Raw genomic sequence first — 23,386 nt, forward strand, 5'->3', positions numbered from 1 at the left:
GTACTCTGGTCAGCGTGCGACTGCAGCGACAAGTGGTGGACTACGCGCTTCGCCGGCGCTCCCTGCTCGCCGAGGTGTACTCGGGCCGCACCGGTGTGTCCGAGGTCTGCGACGCCAACCCATATTTGCTGCGCGCCGCGAAATTTCACGGCAAACAGAGCCAGGTCATGTGCCCGATCTGCCGGAAGGAACAGCTGACCATCGTCTCGTGGGTATTCGGGGACCACCTGGGCGCGGTGTCGGGCTCGGCTCGCACCGCCGAAGAGTTGGTGATGTTGGCGACCCGCTTCGAGGAGTTCTCCGTGCATGTGGTGGAGGTGTGCCGGACCTGCAGCTGGAACCACCTCGTGAAGTCGTATGTGATGGGTGCGGCCCGCCCGCCCAAGGGCACCCGCACGCGGACGGCGCGCAACGGCGCCCGAACGGCCATTGAGTAACGAAGGGCGCCACGACCAGTCGCGCAGTGACCTGAACGAATCAGCGACTGAGCGCGTTGGCAAGCACGCGAGCACCGACCGACCCGGCGACCCCGACAGTCCGGAGGCGGACGGGCGCGACGCATCCCAACGGCCGGGCCGCCGCCGCCCCGTTCCTCCCGACGACCGGTTGACCACGATCCTGCCGCCCGTCGTCGACGACCGCTCGCCCCGCCGGCCCGATCCCGTCCAGGAGGTCAAGGCGGCGTTGAACAGCCCCGCGCCGGCACCGCCGCAGCGCGACCCGCTCGACGAGGTCAAGGCCGCGCTCGACGGGCGGGCGGCGGCGGCGCGGCGGGACGGCGGGATGCACGGGCGCCGCCCACCCGAGGGACCGCCACCACCGCCGCCGCCACCGCCGCTGGGCGGGTCCGGCGGGGGCGGCGGCCGACCGCCGCGGCCCGGGATCGACTGGAGCTGGGTCGATCAGATCAACTGGCTGTGGGTGCGACGCGCCGCCTACCTCACCCTGGCGGCGCTGGTGCTGTTGCCGATCGTCACCTTCGCCATGGCGTACTTCATCGTCGACGTCCCCAAGCCGGGCAACATCCGCACCAACCAGGTGTCGACGATCCTGGCCAGCGACGGCTCTCAGATCGCGAAGATCGTTCCGCCCGAAGGCAATCGGGTCGACGTCAACCTCAGCCAGGTGCCCGTGCACGTTCGCCAGGCGGTGATCGCCGCCGAGGACCGCAACTTCTATTCGAACCCGGGCATTTCGTTCAGCGGTTTCGCGCGGGCGGTCAACAACGACCTGTTCGGTGGTGGTGACCTGCAGGGCGGATCGACGATCACCCAGCAGTATGTGAAGAACGCGCTCGTCGGTTCCGCGCAGCACGGCTTCGCCGGTCTGATGCGCAAGGCCAAGGAATTGGTCATTGCCACCAAGATGGCGGGGGAGTGGTCCAAAGACGATGTCTTGCAGGCCTATTTGAACATCATCTATTTCGGCCGGGGCACCTACGGCATCTCGGCCGCCGCCAAGGCCTACTTCGGCAAGCCCGTCGAGCAGCTCACCGTCTCCGAGGGGGCGCTGCTGGCGGCGCTGATCCGGCGGCCGTCCTCACTGGACCCGGCGGTCGACCCGAAGGGCGCCGCGGAGCGGTGGAACTGGGTGCTCGACGGCATGGTGGAGACCAAGGCGCTGTCACCGAGCGACCGTGCGGCGCAGGTGTTCCCGGTGACCCTGCCGCCCGATGCGGCCCGCGCGCAGAACCAGACCACCGGCCCCGACGGGCTGATCGAACGCCAGGTGACCAAAGAGCTGATGGAGCTCTTCAACATCGATGAGCAGACGCTGAACACCCAGGGCCTGCAGGTCACCACGACGATCGACCCGAAGGCCCAGCAGGCCGCCGAGAAGTCGGTATCGAAATACCTCGACGGACAGGACCCCGATATGCGGTCGGCCGTGGTGTCGATCGATCCGCACAACGGCGCGATTCGCGCCTACTACGGCGGCTCCGACGCCAACGGGTTCGACTTCGCCCAGGCTGGCCTGCAGACCGGGTCGTCGTTCAAGGTGTTCGCTTTGGTCGCGGCGCTGCAACAGGGCATCGGCCTGGGCTATCAGGTCGACAGTTCACCGCTCACCGTGGACGGCATCAAGATCACCAACGTCGACGGCGAGAGCTGCGGGACGTGCAATATCGCCGAGGCGCTGAAGCTTTCACTCAACACTGCCTACTACCGGCTGATGCTCAAGCTCAAGGGCGGGCCGCAGGCCGTCGCGGACGCCGCGCACCAGGCCGGCGTCGCGAAGAGCTTCCCCGGCGTCGCGCACACGTTGTCCGAGGACGGCAAGGGCGGTCCGCCCAACAACGGAATCGTGTTGGGGCAATACCAAACCCGACCGATAGACATGGCATCGGCGTACGCCACGCTGGCCGCGTCCGGCGTCTATCACCGGCCGCATCTGGTGCAGAAGGTCGTCAACGCGGAGGGCCAGGTGCTTTTCGACGCCGGCAGCTCCGACAACGCCGGCGAAAACCGCATCGACAAGGGGGTCGCGGACAACGTGACCGCCGCGATGCAGCCGATCGCCGCCTATTCGCGGGGCCACAGTCTGGCCGGCGGCCGTCCGTCGGCGGCCAAGACGGGGACGGTGCAGTTGGGCGACACCCAGGCCAACAAGGATGCCTGGATGGTCGGATACACGCCGTCGCTGTCGACGGCGGTGTGGGTGGGCACCGTCCAGGACAACGTGCCGCTCGTAACCGCCTCCGGCGCCGAGGTTTACGGTTCCGGGTTGCCGTCCGACATCTGGAAGTCGACGATGGATGGCGCCCTCAAGGGCACCTCCAACGAGAGCTTCCCCAAGCCGAGCGAGATCGGCGGCTACGCGGGCGTGCCCGCGCCGCCGCCCCCGCCGGTCGCGCCGCCGCAGGTGAGCGTCATCCAGCCGACGATCGAGGTGGCGCCGGGCATCACCATCCCGGTCGGCCCGCCCACCACGGTCACCAACGCGCCGCCGCCGCCCGGCGGCAACCAGCCGGGCGGCAACCAGCCGGGCGGGCCGCAACCCCCCGGCGTTCCACCGGGCGGCCCGCAAGCGCCCCCGCCGCCACCGTGACCGGCGCTCGGCAACAGAACGCCACCATCTCACCGCAGCCGTTGGCGGGCGATTTGCGCAGCGCCGACAACCGGGATTGCCCGAGCCGCACCGACTTTCTGGGCGGGGCGCTGGCGGAGGCCGGCGGCGGCCCGGTCGGCCGGCACGCGCTGATCGGCCGGACCCGCCTGATGACCCCGGTGCGGGTGATGTACGTGATCGCGCTGGTGTTCCTGGCGCTCGGCTGGTCGACCAAGGCGGCGTGCCTGCAGAGCACCGGAACCGGGACGGGCGATCAGCGGGTCGCCAATTGGGAGAACCAACGCGCCTACTACGAGTTGTGCTACTCCGACACCGTGCCCCTCTACGGCGCGGAGTTGTTGAGCCAGGGCAAGTTCCCGTACAAGTCAAGCTGGGTCGAAACCGACGCCAACGGCGCTCCCCAGACCCGCTACGACGGGAAGCCCGCGGTGCGATACATGGAATATCCGGTGCTGACCGGTGTCTACCAGTACGTGTCGATGGCGCTGGCCAAGACCTACACCGCGCTCAGCAAGCTGGCACCGCTGCCGGTGGTCGCCGAGGTGGTGATGTTTTTCAACGTCGCGGCGTTCGGGTTGGCGTTGGCCTGGCTGGGCACCGTCTGGGCGACCGCCGGCCTGGCGGGCCGGCGCATCTGGGACGCGGCCCTGGTGGCCGCCTCGCCGCTGGTGATCTTTCAGATCTTCACCAATTTCGATGCCCTGGCAACGGCTTTCGCGATGGGCGGCCTGCTGGCCTGGGCCCGGCGTAAACCGGTGCTGGCCGGGATGCTGATCGGGTTGGGTGCCGCCGCCAAGCTGTATCCGCTGCTGTTTCTGGGGCCGATGTTGGTGCTCGGCGTTCGCACCGGTCGCCTCGGCGCGTTCGCGCGCACCGCGGGGACGGCCGCGGCGACCTGGCTGGTGGTGAATCTTCCCGTCCTGGTGCTCTTTCCGCGCGGCTGGTCCGAATTCTTCCGGCTCAACACCCGGCGCGGGGACGACATGGATTCGCTGTACAACGTGGTGAAATCGTTCACCGGCTGGCGGGGTTTCGATCCTAAGCTGGGCTTCTGGCAGCCGCCGACCGTGTTGAACACGGTGGTCGCGGTGACGTTCATCGGATGCTGTGTGGCGATCGCGTACGTCGCGCTCACCGCTCCGCGGCGCCCGCGGCTGATGCAGCTGGCGTTCCTGGTGGTGGCCGCCTTCCTGTTGACCAACAAGGTCTGGAGCCCTCAGTTCTCGCTGTGGCTGGTGCCGCTCGCGGTCCTGGCGTTGCCGCACCGCCGAATCCTGCTGGCCTGGATGACGATCGACGCGCTGGTGTGGGTGCCGCGGATGTATTACCTGTACGGCAACCCCAACCGCGGGCTGCCGGAGCAGTTCTTCACCACCACGGTGTTGCTGCGCGACATCGCGGTCGTGGCGCTGTGTGCGCTGGTGCTCCGGCAGATCTATCGCCCCGAGGAGGACCTGGTGCGGTGGGACGGCCGCGTGGACGATCCGGCGGGCGGCCCGTTCGACCGCGCCTCCGACGCGCCGCCCGGTTGGCTGCCGGAGTGGCTGCGGCCGCCCGGGCTGCGGCGCGCGGAAGCGCCGGCGCCCGAAGCCGACACCGAGGCGGCGGCCGGAGTGGCGCCATGACCCTGGTCGCGATCCCGCTGTTCGATCGTTTCACCGCACTCGACGCCGTCGGCCCCTACGAAGTGCTGCAACGGATTCCGTCGATCGATGTGGTGTTCGTGGGACACCGCCGCGGCGAGGTGCGCACCGAGAACGGGATGCTCGGAGTCGCCTGCGACGCCGCCTTCGACGAGGTCGGGGCCCCCGACGTGGTGGTGGTTCCCGGCGGCATCGGGACCCGTCGGCTGATCCACGACGACGTGATCCGCGGGTGGCTGCAATCGGTGCACCCCAACACGACGTTTACCACGTCGGTGTGCACCGGCGCGTTGCTGCTGGCCGCCGCCGGCCTGCTCGACGGGCTCACCGCGACGACTCACTGGCGGGCCGCGGACCTGCTCGACGAGTTGGGCGCGCGCTACGTCCCGACGCGCGTCGTCGAGCACTTACCGCAGCGCCTCATCACCGCCGCGGGTGTGTCCAGTGGCATCGACATGGCCCTGCGGCTGGTCGAGCTCCTGGTCGACCGCGAGGCCGCGCAGGCCGCCCAGTTGCTCATCGAATACGACCCGCAGCCGCCGTTCGATTCCGGTGCGCTGGCCAAGGCCGATCGGGCCACCGTGGACCGGGCCAACGAGTACCTCCAAGCCCGGCGGTAAAGCGGATTTCCCGGGTCGGCCCCGGGTCCGGTAGCCTGGTGCGGTTGCCGACGCAGGCGACCCTCCTGCCGCGGATCGACCGCGGCCGCTCGAGACCAGAGGAGGTGGTGAGGTTTCCATGCGTCCATACGAAATCATGGTCATTCTTGACCCCACGCTCGACGAACGCACCGTGGCCCCGTCCCTGGAGACGTTCCTCAACGTCGTCCGCAAGGACGGCGGAAGCGTCGACAAGGTCGACATCTGGGGTAAGCGCCGGTTGGCCTACGAGATCGCCAAGCACGCCGAGGGCATCTACGTCGTCGTCGACCTCAAGGCCGAGCCCGCGACTGTATCCGAGCTCGACCGTCAGCTGAGCCTCAACGAGTCGGTGCTGCGCACCAAGGTGATGCGCACCGACAAGCACTGAGTTCCGAGTGTCGTCGGAGCTGCGTAGGCTCAGCCGGAACACATCTGTGAAGGCGGACCGAGGAGGAATTTGTGGCTGGTGACACCACTATCACCGTTGTCGGCAACCTGACTGCGGACCCCGAACTGCGGTTCACTCCCTCGGGTGCTGCCGTGGCGAACTTCACCGTGGCGTCGACGCCGCGGATCTATGACCGGCAGAGCGGTGAATGGAAGGACGGCGAGGCGCTGTTCCTGCGGTGCAACATCTGGCGCGAGGCCGCGGAGAACGTCGCGGAAAGCCTCACTCGCGGCGCTCGGGTGATTGTCACCGGGCGCCTCAAGCAGCGGTCCTTCGAAACGCGTGAGGGCGAGAAGCGCACCGTCGTCGAGGTCGAGGTCGACGAGATCGGCCCCTCGCTTCGGTACGCCACCGCCAAGGTGAACAAAGCCAGCCGCAGCGGCGGCGGTGGCGGCGGCTTCGGCGGTGGCGGGGGCTCGCGCCCGGCCCCGGCCCCGGCACAACCGGCCGGCGGACAGGGTGACGACCCATGGGGCAGCGCCCCGGCATCGGGGTCATTCGGTGGCGGCGACGACGAGCCCCCGTTCTGACCCCAACTTCAGACCAGTAGTAAACGGAAAGAAAGACAGACATGGCCAAGTCCAACAAGCGGCGCCCGGCTCCGGAAAAGCCGGTCAAGGCACGCAAGTGCGTCTTCTGCGCGAAGAAAGAGCAAGCCATCGACTACAAGGACACCGCGCTGCTGCGCACGTACATCAGTGAGCGCGGCAAGATCCGGGCGCGTCGGGTCACCGGGAACTGCGTGCAGCACCAGCGCGACATCGCGACCGCGGTGAAGAACGCGCGCGAGGTGGCCCTGTTGCCCTTCACCTCTTCGGCGCGTTAGTCGCCGAGGGACGAACGGAAAGTACTGACGATGAAGCTGATTCTCACGGCCGACGTCGACCACCTCGGCACCGTCGGCGACGCGGTCGAAGTCAAGGACGGGTACGGCCGCAACTTCCTGCTGCCCCGCGGCCTGGCGATCCTCGCCTCACGCGGCGCGCAGAAGCAGGCGGACGAGATCCGGCGGGCGCGCGAGACGAAGGTGGTGCGCGACCTCGAGCACGCCAACGAGATCAAGTCCGCGATCGACGCGCTGGGACCGGTCACGCTGCCGGTGAACGCGGCGGGTGACTCGGGCAAGCTGTTCGGCTCGGTGACCGCCGGCGACATCGTGGCGGCCATCAAGAAGGCCGGGGGCCCCAACCTCGACAAGCGGACCGTCCGGTTGCCCAAGGCCCACATCAAGGCGGTCGGCCAATACCGGGTGTCGGTGCACCTGCACCCGGAGGTTGACGTCGAGGTTTCCGTCGACGTTGTCGCGGACAGCTAACTAAGTAGCGTTTGCTCTCTCCAGGCGGCGGCCGCGGCTCGGCCGTCGCCTGGTTTTGTGCGCCTGACGCGCCTTCCCTCCGGACTTCGAAGTCAGTCCGGGCCGCTCGCCTGGCGAACTATTTCTAGGCCCTTGCCGAGGGGGGCCATTAACCACCCCGTAACGCGGCGAAAATGTGGCTGAAAGCCAACACGCCCGACGCAGTAACCTGCGCCGACACGCCGTAGAGATTCTTGTCCACACCAAATGTGGTGAGTTCTACTGCTCGTATCAGCAGTGATGTCGCAGCGCCTCGAATTAATCCACAGGTTCTCCACACCCCGCTTAACACAGGTGTCGAAGGATATGCACACACGATGCACAGCGTTATGAACAACCGCCCCTTTAAGTACTGGCCAGCAACGTTTACCGTCGTCCCGGCGCAGTCAATGTCGGCGCCTTGACTTAAGCTCTGAACGTCAGCTATCGAATGTATGTTCGGGTGCTCATGGTAGGGGAGGTGGGAGTCCATGGCGGTCGTCGATGACGTGACGTCGGGCATGGATTCGTCACCGCCGAGCGAGGAGTTCGGTCGGCAGCCCCCGCAGGATCTCGCCGCGGAGCAGTCGGTGCTGGGCGGGATGCTGCTGAGCAAGGACGCCATCGCCGATGTGCTGGAACGGCTGCGCCCCGGCGACTTCTACCGCCCCGCGCACCAGAACATCTATGACGCGATCCTGGATCTCTACGGCCGCGGCGAGCCGGCCGACGCCGTGACCGTGGCCGCCGAACTGGACCGCCGCAGCCTGCTGCGCCGCATCGGCGGGGCACCGTATCTGCACACGCTGATCTCGACGGTGCCCACGGCCGCCAACGCGGGCTACTACGCGGGCATCGTCGCGGAGAAGGCGCTGCTGCGCCGTCTGGTGGAGGCCGGGACGCGGGTGGTGCAGTACGGCTACGCGGGCGCCGACGGCGCCGACGTGGCCGAGATCGTCGACCGCGCCCAGGCCGAGATCTACGACGTCGCCGACCGCCGGCTCTCCGAGGACTTCGTCCCGCTCGAGGACCTGCTGCAGCCGACGATGGACGAGATCGACGCCATCGCGTCCAGCGGTGGTATCTCGCGCGGGGTGCCGACCGGCTTCACCGAACTCGACGAGGTGACCAACGGCCTGCACCCCGGGCAGATGATCATCGTGGCGGCCCGACCGGGCGTGGGCAAGGCGCTCGCGCTGACCACGCCGCTGCCCACGCCGGCCGGCTGGACGACGATGGGCGAGGTCGCCGTTGGTGACGAGTTACTCGACGCCGACGGCCAACCGACGCGGGTGGTGGCCGCGACCGAAATCATGTTGGGCCACCCGTGCTACGAGATCGAATTTTCCGACGGGACGGTCGTTGTCGCCGACGCCGAGCACCAATGGCCTACCACTCGCGGCATCCGGACCTCCTCTCAGCTCCGATGCGGTTGGGACACCATCGCCGCGGCTGGAGCATCGATGCGTTCAGCCCAGCAGGGGATCGCCACTTCACTGCTGGCTCCCGTTGTGCAGATCGATTCGGTGCGACGGGTGGACAGCGTTCCCGTCCGCTGCGTCGAGGTCGACAATCCGGCGCGCCTGTACCTGGCAGGCCCAGGAATGGTGCCGACCCATAACTCCACGCTGGGGCTGGATTTCATGCGCTCGTGCTCGATCAGGCACCGGATGGCCAGCGTCATCTTCTCGCTGGAGATGAGCAAGTCCGAGATCGTGATGCGGCTGCTGTCGGCGGAGGCGAAGATCAAGCTCGCCGACATGCGCTCGGGGCGGATGAACGACGACGACTGGACCCGGCTGGCCCGACGGATGAGCGAAATCAGCGAGGCGCCACTGTATATCGACGACTCGCCCAACCTGACCATGATGGAGATCCGCGCCAAGGCGCGCCGGCTGAAGCAGAAGGCCGACCTCAAGCTGGTCGTGGTCGACTACCTCCAGCTGATGACGTCGGGGAAGAAGCACGAGTCGCGACAGGTGGAAGTCTCCGAATTCTCACGGCACCTCAAGCTTTTGGCCAAGGAGCTCGAGGTTCCGGTGGTCGCGATCAGCCAGCTCAACCGCGGCCCCGAGCAGCGCACCGACAAGAAGCCGATGCTGGCCGACCTTCGTGAATCGGGGTGCCTGACGGCGGCGACGCGGATTTTGCGCGCCGACACCGGCGCGGAGGTCACGTTTGGTGAGCTCATGCGCACCGGCGAGCGGCCCCTGGTGTGGTCGCTGGACGAGCGGCTGCGGATGGTCGCGCGGCCGATGACGAACGTGTTCCCGAGCGGCCGCAAGGAGGTGTTCCGGCTTCGGCTGGCCTCGGGCCGCGAGGTCGAGGCGACCGGCAACCATCCCTTTATGAAGCTCGACGGCTGGACGCCGTTGGAGGAGCTCAAGATTGGTGATCGCATCGCTGCTCCCCGGCGCGTTCCCGAGCCCGTCGACACGCAGCGGATGGACGAGTCCGAGGTGATTCTGCTCGCCCACATGATCGGCGACGGATCATGCGTGAAGCGCCAGCCGATCCGCTATGCGTCCATCGACGAGGCCAACCTCCTCGAGGTGACGATCTCGGCCGCGCACTTCGGCGTGACCGCGGTTCGCGACGATTACCCGGCCGCGCGGGTGACCACGCTGCGGTTGCCTTCCCCGGAACGGCTGGCGCGCGGCCGGCGCAACCCGATCGCCGCCTGGCTCGACGGCCTCGGCCTATTCGGCAAGCGCAGTTACGAGAAGTTCGTGCCAGAAGCCGTTTTCCGTGCGCCTAACGACCAGGTGGCGCTCTTCCTGCGTCACCTGTGGGCCACCGACGGCTCGGTGCGGTGGGATGCCAAGGCCGGCCAGGGGCGGATCTACTACGCATCGACCAGCCGGCGCCTCATCGACGATGTGGCCCAATTGCTGCTGCGGATGGGCGTCTTCTCACGAATCAAGCTCGCTCGAAAGCTTGGCTACCGAGACTCCTGGCACCTGTGCATCTACGGCGCGGAGAATCAGTTGCGGTTCCTTCGCCATGTCGGCGTCCACGGCGTGAAAGCCGCAGCTGCACAGGAGGTCCTGTCTCATCTTGAGGGCGTGGTGCGCAACCCCAACCTCGACACCGTGCCCAAGGAGATATGGTCGCGGGTCCGAGAGGTCCTCTCTGTCAAGGAAATGACTCATCGCCAGTTTGCTTCGTCTATGGGTATCCAGTTCTGTGGCTCGACCTTGTGGAAGCACTCGCCGAGTAGGTCGCGACTGCATCGCGCCGCCGCACTCCTCGGCGATGCGGATATTCACGACTTAGCCACCAACCACGTGTACTGGGACACGATTGTCGAGATCACCAGCCTCGGCGAGCAAGACGTGTACGACGGAACCGTCAGCGGCACACACAACTTCGTCGCCAATGGCATCAGCGTTCACAACTCTTTGGAACAAGATGCCGACATGGTCATTCTGCTGAACCGGCCGGACGCGTTTGAGCGCGACGATCCGCGCGGCGGAGAGGCGGACTTCATTCTCGCCAAACACCGCAACGGCCCGACCAAGACGGTGACCGTCGCGCACCAGTTGCATCTGTCGCGCTTCGCCAACATGGCGAGGTGACCGATAGCTGTCGAGATGCAACGAAAATTGACATGCACGCACAGATTGTTTGACATGGTCGTTAGATGCTCTAGCTCACTTGACCGCCGTATTCGGGTGTCATCGGCGAGCCAAAGACGGTGAGTAGCGCGGGACCTAACTCGGCTTGGCTGCTGCACGATCAGCATTTACCGCAAACGAGACGAGATGCGAAATGACATGTGTTCCCTGGGGAGCATCGACGGCAATACCGTCGAAGACTTCCTGGCGGCCTTACTTCTTCTTCGTTTTCCCGACGGAACCCGGATCACGCCCTCCCAAGGTGACCAGGGCGTGGACATAAAGGTTCCTAACCAACTTGGCTACGACGTCTACCAAGTCAAGAAGTATGCCTCCGCTCTCGATTCTGGTCAGCTATCGAAAGTCAAAGACTCGTGGAACCGCGTCAATGCCGAGTTCGGTGCAACAAATACGATCACAGCGTGGTACCTCGTTATGCCCTGGGACCCAACCGCCGAGCGCGAAAAATGGTTCAAGGAACTCACCGCTGGCGCGGCCTTCCCCTGTGAATGGAAGGGCCTAGCGCACGTGAACGGGTGGGCCGCCGACAACCCCCGGCTCGTCGAGTACTTCTTTGGTCAAGGCTACGAACGCCTGCAACAGATGATCGCGGCCCTCACACTTGATTCCAGTGATGGCGAAGGAGGGTCGGGGGATGCGCGGCTCGAAGCGGTTACAAACCGCTACCGGAAACTTCAGGAAGTCATCGATGGCATTAGTCCATTCTACCGTTATCGGCTGGCCCTTGTTCCGGCGGCAGAACTGGTCGCGATACTCGGCATGTCAGGCGGTGTCGCTCACGGGCGTCCGACTGTCACGACCTATCGGAGAGTAAGTGACGACTACTACGTCGAGATTTGTATCAGCCCGATCTCGGAAGAGGCGGCTGCGTATGACCCCATCAGCCTGCTGCTGACGATCTCACCAGATGACACGAACGCAGCAGAACTGGAACACTTTTACGAATATGGCATCGCACCTGCTGAACCAGTCGCAGCCGAAGTCGTTGAGGCACATGGGCCGCCGGGATCAATCCCGCAACTGGCGGCACAGGGCACGGTGCGGCTGGCGGACGTTGAGGTCCCGAGCCCGTGGGAATCGATCGCGTTATACAGCTTTACAAGCGAAGCGGCCGATGGCGACGAAGGAATGTTGATCATTGAAATGGGCCCGCTAACCACGACCGAGGGTCAGAAGGGGCGCGCGATCCGGGCGCAGGGTCAAGCCCTAGGAATGGAACTACGGATCGGACCCGACGATGGAGCCATGTCACTGAGTACCTGGGCCGTACCGCTCCAAGGGAAGCTTCCGCATCGAGTTCTTCCGGAACTTGAATTTGCACAACGACTTTGGTCCGGCAAGCACGCTGCCGCGCTATCCGTGCCGAATGGGCCTGCCCTTGTCAAGGCTACTCGACCACCGGCACGGCCCGACGATGCCAACGGGGCAGCGCAGTGGGCCGAAATCGCCGCGGCTCTTGCCGTCCTGCAACGATTCTCGCTCCGGCAGCTCAAGATGCCACACAAACTGTCAGCGAGAGAGTGGCACACAATTCGATCTGCCGCAGAGCTAACGATCAACAACACCGCTGAAGTTGACTGGGAGAACTTTCGGATCGTCAGCCCAGCCATGCCACTGGATGGACCTGCGGCGATTCTCGCATATCAGCCTTTGCGGATTGCTTATGACAACCAGACTTTCGAACTCGACGCCACCATTCGTCAAGAATGTGACCTAGTAGAGGCTGTCGAGGTCACGTCTGAGTTCATCCTCGTTCGGCCTAGGGACAACGCCAAACTTCGCCAAAGTCTGGTTGCACGAAGCGAGCTTGATTACCGCGTCCTCGCCAAACCGCTTGGTGGTGTCGACCCGGGCACCGTACTAGGTCCATCGGTTGCCAGATCGACGCAAGGTGTGCGTGGCGAACTCACGCGGCTTTCGGTTGGCGAGCTGAGGTCGATCGCACGAGAGCGCGGTCTCACTCGTTACTCGAAGCTCCGGAAGGCGGAGTTGGTTGAGGCGCTGACCACCTAGTCGATGATTACGGCGCACCGGCCCGTGTAATGGACGTGCCGCCACCAAGTCCAGGGTTCGCCGATGTCATACCTACCGGACCCCAACCGCGCACGCTAACCCGGGCGCCCTGGTCTGGGGTCGTGCACTTCGAGCACTGAATGTCAACTCGCCGAGCAGTCGAATTACATTCGGATGAAAACGGAAATCGGCTAGCTGCAACGATTCTCGCGGAGAGCAACTCAACAATATTGACGTTTCGGAGGCTGGGGGAGGGCATTAGTGGTTAGGGGCACGCCGTGCCGGGCCGCGTGGCGAGCTGACGTGAGTACCCATCCGAAGAAATCTACTCGAGGTGTTCGCGGGCATCTTGACGTGATGCGCCGCGGGCCTAGGGTTCTACCCATGTCAGATCGCACTGCCGGTCTCACCGCCGCCGCGCAGCACGCGCAGGCGTTCCTCGACACCCTTGATGAGCGCCCGGTGGCCGCCCGCGTCGACGCGGCCGAGGTGCGTGAGGCGTTGGGCGGGCCGGTGCCGGAGCAGGGCGAAGACCCGAAAGCTGTCGTAAATGCGCTGGTGGCCGGCGCCGACCCCGGTCTGGTCGCCAGCGCCGGACCACGCTACTTCGGATTCATCACCGGCGGTGCGCTGCCCGCGGCGCTGGCCGCCGACTGGCTGGTCTCGGCGTGGGATCAGTGCGTCGACTTTCATTCGCACTCGCCGGCGGCGGCCGCCATCGAAGAGGTCACCTCGGCGTGGACCCTGGACCTGCTGGGCCTGCCGGCCACGGCCAGCGTCGGCTTTGTCACCGGCGGTCAAGGCGCCAACACGACCTGTTTGGCTGCCGCCCGTCACGCGGTACTGGCCCGTGCCGGCTGGGATGTCGAAAACGACGGGCTCATCGGTGCCCCGCCGGTTCGCATCCTGTGCGGTGAGGAGGCCCACGTCACCGTCTACACCGCCCTGCGCCTGCTTGGGTTGGGCGCCGACACGTCCATCCGCGTCGCTGCTGACGATCAGGGCAGGATGAAACCCGACGCGCTACGCGACGCGCTGGCCAAGGCCGACGGGCCGACGATCGTGTGTGCCCAGGCCGGGAACGCTGCCAGCGGCGCGTTCGACGCCTTCGAGCCGATCGCCGACGCTTGCGCCACGCATAACGCGTGGCTGCACATCGACGGCGCGTTCGGCCTGTGGGCTGCCGCGGCACCATCCACCCGACACCTGACCCGTGGTGTCGAGCGTGCGGACTCCTGGGCCGTCGACGCCCACAAGTGGCTCAACGTGCCCCATGACGCGGGGATGGCGATCGTCGCCGACCCCGAAATACACGTCGCCGCAATGAGGCTCGCGGCACCCCACCTCATGGTCGATGATGGACAGCGTGACAGCACCAATTATGTGCCTGAGTGCTCGCGCCGCGCCCGTGCTCTACCCGTCTATGCGGCTATCCGATCGCTGGGCCGCGCCGGTATCGCCGAACTGATCGAACGGAACTGCGTGCAAGCCCGACGCATGGCCGAGCGCCTGTCCGCGATTCCCGGTGCGACGGTGCTCAACGACGTTGTACTCAGCCAGGTGCTTTTGCGGCTTCCGGGCGGAGACGACGCCAACCGCATCGCAATGGCCGCCGTCCAGCGCGAGGGAACCTGTTGGGTCGGCGGAACAACCTGGCAGGGCCGATACGTGTTGCGTGTGCCGATTTGCAATTGGGCGACTACAAACGACGATGTGGACCGCGCTGCGGACGCGATATCGCGGATGGCGCAGGCTATTCCGTCGCGGACTTAGGCGCGCCAGGTGCGTTGCACATTCGACAGATATCGCCGAGGTGGTGAATACCCTCGTGCATCGCCTGGCGGACAAGCAAGCGCGCGGTGCGCTCCTCGGCTTGGTCTGAAGAAACGAGACGAATTCTGAGACAGATCGCAGATGACATCGAGGGAGACAACCTGCATCACCGCGAGTCAAGCGTTCGCGATATGAGATGGGAAGTGAGAACCGGCAGCTATTGTCGAGATGTAACGAAGCGTGACGAGCAGAGTTGCACCCTGTCAAAGAATTCTTAGTCAGGACAACGATTTCCAGAGAACTTCCGACGCCACCACCCCAAGGGCTTGAGGTGCTCCAGCGATCGATCGACGACGTCCTAGGCGCGAGCGCCGACATCGATTGGTCGGTCTGCATTCGGGATGGCGACGGTCACGTATTGGCCTCCCACAATCCCGACCGTCCGATGAAGACCGCGAGCGTCGGCAAGCTGCTGCTACTCGTCGAGGTCGCACAGCAGTGCGCAGCGGGCGAGCTCAGTGGCGCAACCGTGCTCGGCCGGGATCCAGACCTCTTCGTCGCCGACTCGGGAATCTGGCAGCACCTTGCCGTCAAGAGGTTATCGATCGAGGATCTCTGCGTTCTGATCGCCAGCGTCAGCGACAACCTGGCGACAAATGTCCTGCTGAAGCGCGTGGGCTTGGGCAGGCTTCGCGCTCTTGCCGAATCCCTCGGCCTCGTCCACACGGCGTTGCTCGACTACGTCCGAGATCACCGCGGCCCAGACGACCCGGCGACGCTGTCGACAGGCTCGGCATCCGAGTTGTCGCGCCTGATGGGTCAGCTGGCCCGCAAAGAGCTGATATCGCCAGCGGTTTCCGAACAGGTGAACGCCTGGCTGGCAACATCGGTAGACCTGTCCATGGTCGCCGCCGCGTTCGGGCTCGATCCGTTGGCCCATCCGCCGTCGGATCGAAAGTTCTTTGTTCGTAACAAAACTGGTGCTGACGCCGGGGTCAGCGCAGATGCCGGGACGATCGGGCGAAGCTCCGTCTGGCTCAACTACGCGGTGATCGCCAATTGGGATGCCGCGGACCCCGACCTCCGAGACACGGTGCTGTCGGGAATGCATGAGATCGGCATGACGATGAGGACCATGATCGAAAGTGCTTCGTGAAAATGGTCCGAATGGGGCCGCGTTTCAGTGAACGCCCGGACGGGCGAAGCCGACCTGCGGTCCTACGTCAACTAACCTGAGTGCCGTCCGGTCAGCGCAGGCGGATGGTGTGGTATCGGCTGCCTATCGACGCACCGATGGCCAAGGCGCGGTAGGCATTGTGCACGGCACTGACCTCGATGACGTTCAGGCACAGTTGGTGCGCCTGCCCTTCGTGCCAGACGGATCGTGTCGTTCGATTACGCCGAAGCCGTCCCTGTATAGGGCCGCCGTTGGACATTCGCCTTTGAGGGAGCTGATTTCAACCGCCTGCGCGAGACGAAATCTCGCTTGCCCGGTGCATCCTCACTGCTTCACTCACCCCGAGCCGATGCCGTGGCCTTGGCGGTGCCGCGTCCGAGAACTTGTCGGAGGGTACGCGCATGCTGGTGTGCAACTACTACGAAAGGGAGCTGCGGTGTGCTGGCAATGCGACAACCCCGGCGGCACAACCGAGGAATACCTCGACGTGCTGCGTGGAACGATCCGCGACCACGGTTGGGCGGTTCAGTACGTCGAGAGCGAGAACAGACCGTTCGCCTACACGATCGGGTTACACGGTCGAGGGCTACCCGAATTGTTGATGACGGGTCTGCCCGCCGACACGGCCTGTCGCGTGCTGAATTCCATTGGGCACATGATCGTCGACGACGGCACGGTGCTCGCACCGGCGATGCATATCGACTACAAAGACAGGTTTCCCATCGAGGTCGTCGAGGTCGAGCACCCCGATGTCCATTTGAAGTTCGCTATCGCGCTCTTAGGCCCTCGGGTTCGTGCCCTGCAGTTGGTGTGGGCTGACGATAAGGGCCGTTGGCCGTGGGACGCGAGGTGGGGGCACGGCCGGCGCCGGCAGCCCGTGCTCGGCATCCGTGCGGACTGCCCGGGCTCTGCCGCCTAAACCCTTCCGGCTGACGGCACCCTGCCGTGCCGTTCTTGGCCCCATTTCGACCGCGATAGTGGCCATCGTCGCGGGCAGGCACGCCGCTGGAACCGCACCGCACCCACCACGATTCACCGACGGCACCACGATCGGCCACATTCCCTATGGCCGCCGGATCAGCGGAAGCGGATGTTCATCGTCGCCATGCCGAAGATCTTCCGATCGCCGGCCTTCGCGCCGACGATGACGACACCGCTGCGGGTGTCCGGGTCCAGCGACTTGATCCGGCCGCTGTACTCGATGTCCGCGCCCTCGGCGGCCGACACGATCGCCGGCTGAGACAGCCGCACCGTGTAGCGGGTAACGGCACCGGGGTCGCCCGACCATGCGGAGGCGAATCCGGCGCCCAAGCCCATCGTCAGCATTCCGTGGGCGATCACGTCGGGCAGCCCAGCCAGCTTGGCGATGCCCTCGTCCCAGTGAATGGGGTTGGCGTCGCCGGCCACGCCGGCATAGTTCACCAGGTCGCCCCGCGACAGTCGGACGTGATGCGCCGGCAGCTCGTCGCCGACCTGCACGTCCTCGAACGACGGCGTGCCCGGTGTGCGGGTGGTGCTTCCTTGGGCGATCCGAACGTCGCCGGCGGGCCGCACCGTCTTCTCATATCCCGCACTCGACTCGGCGATGGCGAGGAGGTCCACGTCGTGCATCATGATTTTCGGCGCGGCCGCCTTGATCGCCGGATCGACATCTTCGGCCGTGACTCCGACGACGGTGGTGTGCAGGGTGTGGACCCGCTCGCCCTCGGCGTCGGTGAAGGTGTTGGTGACGGTGATGAAATCTCTGCCGGCGGTCCTGCGCACCGACGACAGCTCGACGTCGATGTGCAGTTCGTCGCCGTCCACGATCGGGCGATGCTGCTCGAAGACTTCTTCGGTCTGCAGGTAGGTGTCGTAGCCGACGACCACCGATTCGAACATCCGGCGATTGCACATCATGCCGGGGACCGAGGTGAACGTCAGCGGCGCCACCAGGCCGGAATAGCCCAGGTCAGCGGCGGCTGCGACGTCCCAGTGCGCGGGGTGATAGTCCTGCACGGCACGGGCGTATTCGCGAACCTTCTCGCGGCCGACCAGATAGGTGCCGTCCATCTGGTAGTAATGGCCGACCCGCGATTCGAGCGCCGACGCGGCGGTAGCTGCGGTCATCAAATTGCTCAACTTTTCTATCGGCTTGTTTCGATGAGGCCGACCCAAGCACACTAACGTGCGCAAACCAGAGCCAAACACGCCGTGTCGGACGGTCGCCGTCGGTGCTGCTCTTTACACTTCGGCCTGTGCCGAGCTGGGAACAACCGTCCACGATCGCGCCATGTGGTCATTGTGGTGAAGAAACGGTGTGGCTGAAGACGGCCTACGGCGGGTGGGGATTGTTCGACGCGGCGATGTTCCCGACGACGGAAAGCCATCAGGGCAATCGCTTCGGGATCGACCGCCGAACGCGCCTTGTCATCGACCTCGATTGCGCCCGCGAGAAGCGCTGGCCCGCACGTTATTTGCGGCTGCACAAGTACTCCTGCCCCGAGACCTACAACCAGGCGCGGTTTTACCCGCGAAGGCCTCGTCAGCAGGCCCGGGTCGAGCTCGACGACTTCTGGGATCGCCCGATGCGGGTGGGTACGGCGCAGCGGAAGACGAGTTGATCGAGTAGTCGACTACGCATGTGGCGTGTCCCTCGCAGTGACACGCTGTTCGCGTCCAGTACCGCGACGGAAGGGCGGCGATGGAAGTCACGATCGAACGGTGCGGCGGTTGGGTAGGGCGAGCTGAGCGGCTCGGGCCCGTCGACATGGCGGGAGTGCCGCACGGTTCCGCCCGCCGGATGGGTGCTCTCGTCTCCGAACTGAATTTTTATGGCTTACCGATCACCATCACCAAGCCCGGCGGAGCCGACCTCGTCGAGTACAAGACGACCATTGCCGACGGCGGTCGCACACACACCGTCTACTCGAACGACCTGTCCGACGCGGCGTATCAACGAAAGCTTGGCGATTTGATCGGGCTGCTCGAACTGTCGGGAGCCAAGTTCGCGGTGATCGAGCCGGCGAGCAGCAGCTCGAAGGCGGTGATGGAAGCCTTGCGCTACGACCTCACCGGAGGGGGCGTAACCCTCGCGTACTTCACGTTCGGCGACCTCAAGGAAGAGCGGGTCCTGTGGTATAGCGACAGGCAGCGCTCACTGGACTTCTACCAAAACGACGTCCGTACGGGCGACGTGCCCGACCTTGACGGCCGCTGTGTCATGGTCAACCTCAAGGGTGAGGGTCCGAAGGCGATCACCGCGACCCTGCTGGTTCCCAGCGTCTGTTTCACCGGCGCCGAGACTTCATGGTCGACACCGGTTGACGCAACGATGATCATTTCCGGCCCGGCTGCGAGCGGCCGGGGCAAGAGCTACCGCGCCATCAACCTCGTGGGCGAGGCCTGCAACCACGACTAGACCCCAGCGGCCGGGCGGTCCGGTTCGCGGCAATTTCCGCGGAGAGTTGGCCCACTGATCACACGGTCGATACCTGGCCGTGAGACCGTACCCGTGTGCGAGCCGAATTGCGTGCCAGGCGATCACGACCGGTCGACCGATTCCATCGGTTCTGCGAGGCGGTCGTCGACCGGCTTCCGTGGGGGCTCGGATCGGTCATCGCGCCGACATTCCTGGGTTTCTGCCTCATCAACGGCGTCACGTTCAGCATCGATCTCGCGATCCTCACGGCCCTGCGCGGCGCCCTGGGCCTTCCGGTTCCGGTCGCCGTCACCATCGCCTACGTGTCGGCCTTCACCCTGAGCTATCTCCTCAACCGCACCTTCAACTTTCGGTCTCACGCGCCGGTCGGACCACAGGTCGCGGTCTACGCGGTGGTCGTCGTCGTCAACTACCTGGCTTTCATCCTCGGAGTGTCCAGCGTATTGACGGCGCTTGGCCTGCAATACCAGTTGTCGCGGCTGGTGGCCGGCGTCTGCGAAGCGGTGTACATGTACAGCGCGATGAGGTGGGTTGTGTTCCGGCGCTGAGGGCGCCGGAACCCTCACACGGTGACGAAGTCGGCCATCATGGCCATGTCCTCGTGCTCGAGGTTATGGCAATGAACGAGATAGGTGCCGCGATAGTCGTCGAATCGGACGATGACCTCGACCGCCTCGGCCGGCGCGACATCCACGGTGTCTTTCCAGCCGCGATCGTACGGGCCGGGCGGCTTGTTGTTGCGTGACAAGACTTGAAAATGGTTGAGGTGAACGTGGACTGGGTGCCGGATATCGGTGATGAAGCGCCAGATCTCGAGCTCGCCGAGTCGGGGCGTCGCCAGGGGAACACCCGGCCTGTAGGGCTTGCCGTTGATCGTCCACAGGCCGTCGCGGCCTTGCCCGAACAGGAAGGTGCGGGTTGTGGTAGCGCCGCGGCGGTCCAGCAGGCCGAAGCTGTCGCTGAGGCGCGGGGGCACAGTCGATTCGTCGGAGCGATCCGTGCCGACGACATCGAAGCGCATGACCTGTGCGGCGGATTGCGTCCCGAGCGCGTTCACCAGGCGCACCCGCGTGCCGGGCCGGTACCGGGAAAAGTCGACGACGACGTCGAAGCGTTCCGCCGGGGCGATGTCGACGACGTCGTGGGCCACGGGGCTCGGGAGAAGGCCACCGTCACTGCCGATTTGGACGAACGCCGATCCCCCGGCCGGCTGCGGATCAAGCTGCAGCCGGTAGCGGCGGGCATTGGACGCGTTGAGTATTCGGAATCGATACCGCGCCGGGTCGGTTTCCAGCACCGGCCATGGCGCCCCGTTGACCAACACGACGTCCCCCAGGACGCCGTTCATGTAGGGCTCGGCCACGGCGCCGCCGTCGGTGGCGGGGTATTGGAACGAGCCGTCGGCGGCAAACGATCGATCGGTGATCATCAAGGGAACGTCACGAGGACCCCGGGGGAGCGGGAGCCGATCCTCCTCGTCGTCGCGAACGAGGTGGAACCCCGCGAGGCCGCGCCACACCGCCTGCCCCGTGAAGCCCATGCGGTGGTCGTGATACCACAGCGTCGTCGCCCGCTGTTGCATCGGGTAGGCGTACTCCCGTTGCCCCACAACAACATTGCGCCCCATTTCGGCGGACGTGCCGTCGTGGCCCATGTTGGTAGCCCGCGGCGCGATGAGGTCCAGAGGATACCCGTCGCTCTCGGGTGGCGTGTGGCCCCCATGCAGGTGCACGACCACCGGCACCGGCAGCGCGTTGTCGTGGCGGACCACGGTTCGCCGGCCCGAGCGCGACACGATCGTGGGCCCCGGGAACGTACCCCCGTACGTCCAGGCGCGCGTGGTGAGGCCGGGCAGTATGGCGAGGTCGGCCACCTGCTGAGTGATCGTGTAGTAGTCGGCCGCGGCATCGCCGGCGACCGGCATCAGCTGCTTGGGTATCGGCAGCGGCACCTGGTAGGACGGCGGCAGCGGGGCCCGGCTGCGCAGCAGCCTGCCCGGCTCGGCCGGCCCCAGCGCCGTCTGGACCGCCGGCCATCCGGCGCCGAGGATGCCGACGCCCGCGGTAGCCAGGCCCATGCTCAGCATGGTGCGTCGCTTCACGATGCCACCGCGGCTTCCTCGACGACCGGGCGTGCCGGCAGCGGCGTGCGCCAAACCATCGCAGTGAGCTGCACCATCCCGGCCACCAACAAGACACCAAGGGGCACGTGCACCGCGACGTAATGCAGTTCGCCGGTGGCGAATTCGGCGACGAGCAGCAAGGTTTGCACCGCGCCCGCGAAGAAGGGCGCGCGCGGACCACCGGCGCGCCAGACCCACGCCAGGACCGCGACCTGGACGGCCGAGGCGATGGTGATGGCCCTTGCCCCGATCGCATGCCACATCAGCGCGTCGTATTGCCCGCCGAGGAAGTTGCCGGCCAAAGTCGCCTGCGCCACCGCCAGCAGTGCCAACAGCGCGGTGCTGCCGCGCGCCAACAGCAGCGGGAAACGGGTGCGGGTGCTCGCCGTGTCAGGCATGTCGGCTGCTCAAAGGACCGTCGGATGGGCGGCGATGGCGGCCGCCAGCGCTGCGCAGTTGAGCGCGAGCAGGAATCCGCCGAACATCATCTGACCCGTGATGTCGTGGGCGAGTACGTGGGTGTACACGGCGCACACGAAGAAGACGACCAGCCCTGCGGCGGCCGCGATTCCGATGGCCGGCACCCACAGGCCCACGATGAGTCCCGCGGTGCCCAGTGTCTTCAGGGTTCCGATGGGAAACCTCAGCCATGACACGGGTACGCCCGCGCTGGCCATCCCGGGCAGGATCGGCGCGAAATGAACCAGCGCCGCGATGCCCGAGAACCCGTCGAACGCGATCGCGATGTACGTGATGACGAGATATGAGGTGTGCACGTCCCCTCCAATCACAGCAGATGATTATCACGATATATGACAATCATACGTCGTGCCAAGGGGCATCTGAATTCAATTGTCGGGCAAACCGTCAGTGCCCGGAGCCGTTTCGAGTGTCGATGGGAAGCCGCAGGTGGTCACGCCAGCTGCGGGTGCACTCCCGGGATGAGCCCCGCTCCGGCGGCGACGCGTTGCAGGAGCCCGCGCAGGGTGGCGCGTTCTTTGGCCGACAGCGGCGCGGTGATCTGGTCCTCGATGCTCCGGCCCTGCTCGCGCAGCGCCGGCAGCAGGCGGCGGGCCTTGGCCGTCAGGGTGACCGCGACCGCGCGCCGGTCGTCCGGATGGGGCAGCCGCTTGGCCAATCCTTGTTGTTCGAGGTTGTCGATGACGGTGACCATGGCGTTGCGGTGAATGCCGAGGCGTTCGGACAGCTGGCGCTGCGACTGACCGTCGTCGCTGGCCAGTGCCACCAGTACCGCGTAGGTGCGCGGGTCGGCCCCGATCGGCGCCAGTCGGCGCTGGAAGTCGCTGCTGACGTGAGACCCCAGCTGCGCGAGCAGAAACGGGATGCGTTCGTCGAGTTCGGCGATACCGGCGCGCTGCTCACTCATCGGCTCAGGCTACCTCGCCGGGATTATCACAAACTTGGACAGTCGCGATGCGGGCCGGATTTCCTCAGTACGCGACGCCGACCGCATGCCGGAACGTCTGCGGTGCCGGCAGGGCTTCGAGCATGGCGTGCGCGACATCGGCCCGAGAAATCGCGGAACCTCGGGCGACGTTGGCGCCTAAGGCGGTTCGGTAGCGGCCGGCGATGGGCTTGTCGACCAGCCGCGGCGGGCGCACGACCGTCCAATCGATATCGCTGGCCTGCAACAAAGCTTCCATCTCCGCAAGGTCGGCGTACACGTTCCGGAAAATGGATTTCACGACGGGCAGCAGCACCCAGCGATTCACCAGGCCCTCGCCCTCGGCCATCGGGCCGACGGGGGCGGCGCTGACGCCGATAAAACGTCGCGTCGAACAGGCATCCATGGCGGACACGATGGCGCGGGTGCTGGACGAGACGACGGGCCCGTCTTTTCGTCCGCGCGGACCCAATGCCGAAAGCACTGCGTCGCTTGCGCGGATCACGGGAATCAGCGTGCCGGGGTCGTCGAGCGCGGCGATTGTGGCGACGCGGAGCCCGGGACCCGTCACAGGCAGGCGCCGGGCATCGCGGACGACGGCGGTCACCGCGTAACCGCGTTGGAGGCCTTGCTTGACGAGCTCCTTGCCGACACCGCCGGTAGCTCCGAACACCGTAATCTGCATCGCCGACCGCCTCCTCGA

22 protein-coding genes are annotated in these 23,386 nt (G+C 65.8%); 16 read left to right on the top strand and 6 right to left on the bottom strand.

The features are described 5' to 3' along the window. Nucleotides 1–14: 14 nt before the first annotated feature. From A5673_RS19790 to A5673_RS19845, 13 genes are all read left to right on the top strand, one after another. Nucleotides 15–437, top strand: coding sequence for a DUF5318 domain-containing protein (locus tag A5673_RS19790; RefSeq protein WP_068236162.1), 423 nt, complete (start codon nt 15–17; stop codon nt 435–437). After that, nucleotides 430–3,048: a transglycosylase domain-containing protein gene (locus A5673_RS19795; protein WP_369806501.1), complete on the top strand. Its 2,619-nt coding sequence runs from the start codon at nt 430–432 to the stop codon at nt 3,046–3,048. The genes A5673_RS19790 and A5673_RS19795 overlap by 8 nt, the downstream gene beginning before the upstream one ends. Further along, nucleotides 3,045–4,694 (top strand): glycosyltransferase family 87 protein, encoded by a 1,650-nt coding sequence (locus tag A5673_RS19800; RefSeq protein WP_068236165.1) that lies wholly within the window; start codon nt 3,045–3,047, stop codon nt 4,692–4,694. Before A5673_RS19795 ends, A5673_RS19800 begins: the two co-directional genes overlap by 4 nt. Continuing rightward, a complete protein-coding gene (locus A5673_RS19805) occupies nt 4,691–5,332 on the top strand; it encodes a DJ-1/PfpI family protein (RefSeq protein WP_068236167.1) in 642 nt (213 codons plus the stop codon). Before A5673_RS19800 ends, A5673_RS19805 begins: the two co-directional genes overlap by 4 nt. Before the next feature lie 118 nt (nt 5,333–5,450). Further along, complete coding sequence (gene rpsF, locus A5673_RS19810; RefSeq protein ID WP_061557737.1) at nt 5,451–5,741, top strand: 30S ribosomal protein S6; 291 nt, start codon at nt 5,451–5,453, stop codon at nt 5,739–5,741. A 71-nt stretch (nt 5,742–5,812) separates the two neighbouring features. Further along, nucleotides 5,813–6,331, top strand: a complete 519-nt coding sequence (locus tag A5673_RS19815; RefSeq protein WP_068236170.1) for a single-stranded DNA-binding protein — start codon at nt 5,813–5,815, stop codon at nt 6,329–6,331. Nucleotides 6,332–6,372: 41 nt separating this feature from the next. Then, nucleotides 6,373–6,627: a 30S ribosomal protein S18 gene (gene rpsR / locus A5673_RS19820; RefSeq protein WP_068236173.1), complete on the top strand. Its 255-nt coding sequence runs from the start codon at nt 6,373–6,375 to the stop codon at nt 6,625–6,627. Nucleotides 6,628–6,657: 30 nt separating this feature from the next. Then, nucleotides 6,658–7,116: a 50S ribosomal protein L9 gene (gene rplI / locus A5673_RS19825; protein WP_068236176.1), complete on the top strand. Its 459-nt coding sequence runs from the start codon at nt 6,658–6,660 to the stop codon at nt 7,114–7,116. Between the two features lie 509 nt (nt 7,117–7,625). Then, complete coding sequence (locus A5673_RS19830) at nt 7,626–10,712, top strand: replicative DNA helicase (protein WP_068236179.1); 3,087 nt, start codon at nt 7,626–7,628, stop codon at nt 10,710–10,712. 186 nt (nt 10,713–10,898) lie between these two features. Further along, entirely contained in the window at nt 10,899–12,785 is a 1,887-nt protein-coding gene (locus A5673_RS28585) for a Rho termination factor N-terminal domain-containing protein (RefSeq protein WP_082958845.1), read from the top strand. Between the two features lie 384 nt (nt 12,786–13,169). Next, the gene (locus tag A5673_RS19835) at nt 13,170–14,558 is read left to right on the top strand and encodes a pyridoxal-dependent decarboxylase (RefSeq protein WP_068236182.1); all 1,389 of its coding nucleotides are present in this window, start codon (nt 13,170–13,172) and stop codon (nt 14,556–14,558) included. Nucleotides 14,559–14,889: 331 nt separating this feature from the next. After that, complete coding sequence (locus A5673_RS19840) at nt 14,890–15,714, top strand: serine hydrolase (protein ID WP_068236185.1); 825 nt, start codon at nt 14,890–14,892, stop codon at nt 15,712–15,714. A 457-nt stretch (nt 15,715–16,171) separates the two neighbouring features. Then, nucleotides 16,172–16,654 carry a DUF4262 domain-containing protein gene (locus A5673_RS19845; RefSeq protein ID WP_068236188.1) on the top strand — a complete coding sequence of 161 codons (483 nt, stop codon included), beginning with the start codon at nt 16,172–16,174 and terminating at the stop codon, nt 16,652–16,654. 158 nt (nt 16,655–16,812) lie between these two features. Here A5673_RS19845 and A5673_RS19850 read toward each other — a convergent pair whose 3' ends face one another. Next, nucleotides 16,813–17,844 (bottom strand): fused (3R)-hydroxyacyl-ACP dehydratase subunits HadA/HadB, encoded by a 1,032-nt coding sequence (locus A5673_RS19850; RefSeq protein WP_068236190.1) that lies wholly within the window; start codon nt 17,842–17,844, stop codon nt 16,813–16,815. Between the two features lie 128 nt (nt 17,845–17,972). On the opposite strand from A5673_RS19850, the gene A5673_RS19855 reads away from it, so the two are divergent. From A5673_RS19855 to A5673_RS19865, 3 genes are all read left to right on the top strand, one after another. Then, the gene (locus A5673_RS19855; RefSeq protein WP_156748406.1) at nt 17,973–18,338 is read left to right on the top strand and encodes a hypothetical protein; all 366 of its coding nucleotides are present in this window, start codon (nt 17,973–17,975) and stop codon (nt 18,336–18,338) included. A gap of 80 nt (nt 18,339–18,418) precedes the next feature. Beyond that, the gene (locus A5673_RS19860; RefSeq protein ID WP_156748408.1) at nt 18,419–19,135 is read left to right on the top strand and encodes a hypothetical protein; all 717 of its coding nucleotides are present in this window, start codon (nt 18,419–18,421) and stop codon (nt 19,133–19,135) included. A 95-nt stretch (nt 19,136–19,230) separates the two neighbouring features. Then, nucleotides 19,231–19,704: a GtrA family protein gene (locus A5673_RS19865; protein ID WP_068236198.1), complete on the top strand. Its 474-nt coding sequence runs from the start codon at nt 19,231–19,233 to the stop codon at nt 19,702–19,704. A gap of 14 nt (nt 19,705–19,718) precedes the next feature. On the opposite strand, the gene A5673_RS19870 is transcribed toward A5673_RS19865, so the two are convergent. From A5673_RS19870 to A5673_RS19890, 5 genes are all read right to left on the bottom strand, one after another. After that, nucleotides 19,719–21,257, bottom strand: coding sequence for a multicopper oxidase family protein (locus tag A5673_RS19870; RefSeq protein WP_068236201.1), 1,539 nt, complete (start codon nt 21,255–21,257; stop codon nt 19,719–19,721). After that, on the bottom strand, nt 21,254–21,676 hold the full coding sequence (locus tag A5673_RS19875; protein WP_197518431.1) for a hypothetical protein: 423 nt from the start codon (nt 21,674–21,676) through the stop codon (nt 21,254–21,256). The genes A5673_RS19870 and A5673_RS19875 overlap by 4 nt, the downstream gene beginning before the upstream one ends. Before the next feature lie 9 nt (nt 21,677–21,685). Further along, nucleotides 21,686–22,054, bottom strand: a complete 369-nt coding sequence (locus A5673_RS19880; RefSeq protein WP_068236203.1) for a DoxX family protein — start codon at nt 22,052–22,054, stop codon at nt 21,686–21,688. Nucleotides 22,055–22,191: 137 nt separating this feature from the next. Beyond that, nucleotides 22,192–22,665: a MarR family winged helix-turn-helix transcriptional regulator gene (locus tag A5673_RS19885; RefSeq protein WP_068236206.1), complete on the bottom strand. Its 474-nt coding sequence runs from the start codon at nt 22,663–22,665 to the stop codon at nt 22,192–22,194. 64 nt (nt 22,666–22,729) lie between these two features. Continuing rightward, entirely contained in the window at nt 22,730–23,368 is a 639-nt protein-coding gene (locus A5673_RS19890) for an NAD(P)-dependent oxidoreductase (RefSeq protein ID WP_068236210.1), read from the bottom strand. Nucleotides 23,369–23,386 lie beyond the last annotated feature (18 nt).

The organism is Mycobacterium sp. E3198 (assembly GCF_001667015.1).
Taxonomy (GTDB): Bacteria; Actinomycetota; Actinomycetes; order Mycobacteriales; family Mycobacteriaceae; genus Mycobacterium.

Excerpts from the sequence above, each read along its gene's own strand:
- A5673_RS19890 (WP_068236210.1), bottom strand. The coding sequence starts at position 23,368 with ATGCAGATTACGGTGTTCGGAGCTACCGGCGGTGTCGGCAAGGAGCTC.
- A5673_RS19885 (WP_068236206.1), bottom strand. The coding sequence starts at position 22,665 with ATGAGTGAGCAGCGCGCCGGTATCGCCGAACTCGACGAACGCATCCCG.
- A5673_RS19875 (WP_197518431.1), bottom strand. The coding sequence starts at position 21,676 with ATGCCTGACACGGCGAGCACCCGCACCCGTTTCCCGCTGCTGTTGGCG.
- A5673_RS28585 (WP_082958845.1), top strand. The coding sequence starts at position 10,899 with ATGCGAAATGACATGTGTTCCCTGGGGAGCATCGACGGCAATACCGTC.
- rpsF (WP_061557737.1), top strand. The coding sequence starts at position 5,451 with ATGCGTCCATACGAAATCATGGTCATTCTTGACCCCACGCTCGACGAA.
- rpsR (WP_068236173.1), top strand. The coding sequence starts at position 6,373 with ATGGCCAAGTCCAACAAGCGGCGCCCGGCTCCGGAAAAGCCGGTCAAG.
- A5673_RS19850 (WP_068236190.1), bottom strand. The coding sequence starts at position 17,844 with ATGACCGCAGCTACCGCCGCGTCGGCGCTCGAATCGCGGGTCGGCCAT.
- A5673_RS19830 (WP_068236179.1), top strand. The coding sequence starts at position 7,626 with ATGGCGGTCGTCGATGACGTGACGTCGGGCATGGATTCGTCACCGCCG.
- A5673_RS19805 (WP_068236167.1), top strand. The coding sequence starts at position 4,691 with ATGACCCTGGTCGCGATCCCGCTGTTCGATCGTTTCACCGCACTCGAC.
- A5673_RS19860 (WP_156748408.1), top strand. The coding sequence starts at position 18,419 with ATGGAAGTCACGATCGAACGGTGCGGCGGTTGGGTAGGGCGAGCTGAG.
- A5673_RS19835 (WP_068236182.1), top strand. The coding sequence starts at position 13,170 with ATGTCAGATCGCACTGCCGGTCTCACCGCCGCCGCGCAGCACGCGCAG.
- rplI (WP_068236176.1), top strand. The coding sequence starts at position 6,658 with ATGAAGCTGATTCTCACGGCCGACGTCGACCACCTCGGCACCGTCGGC.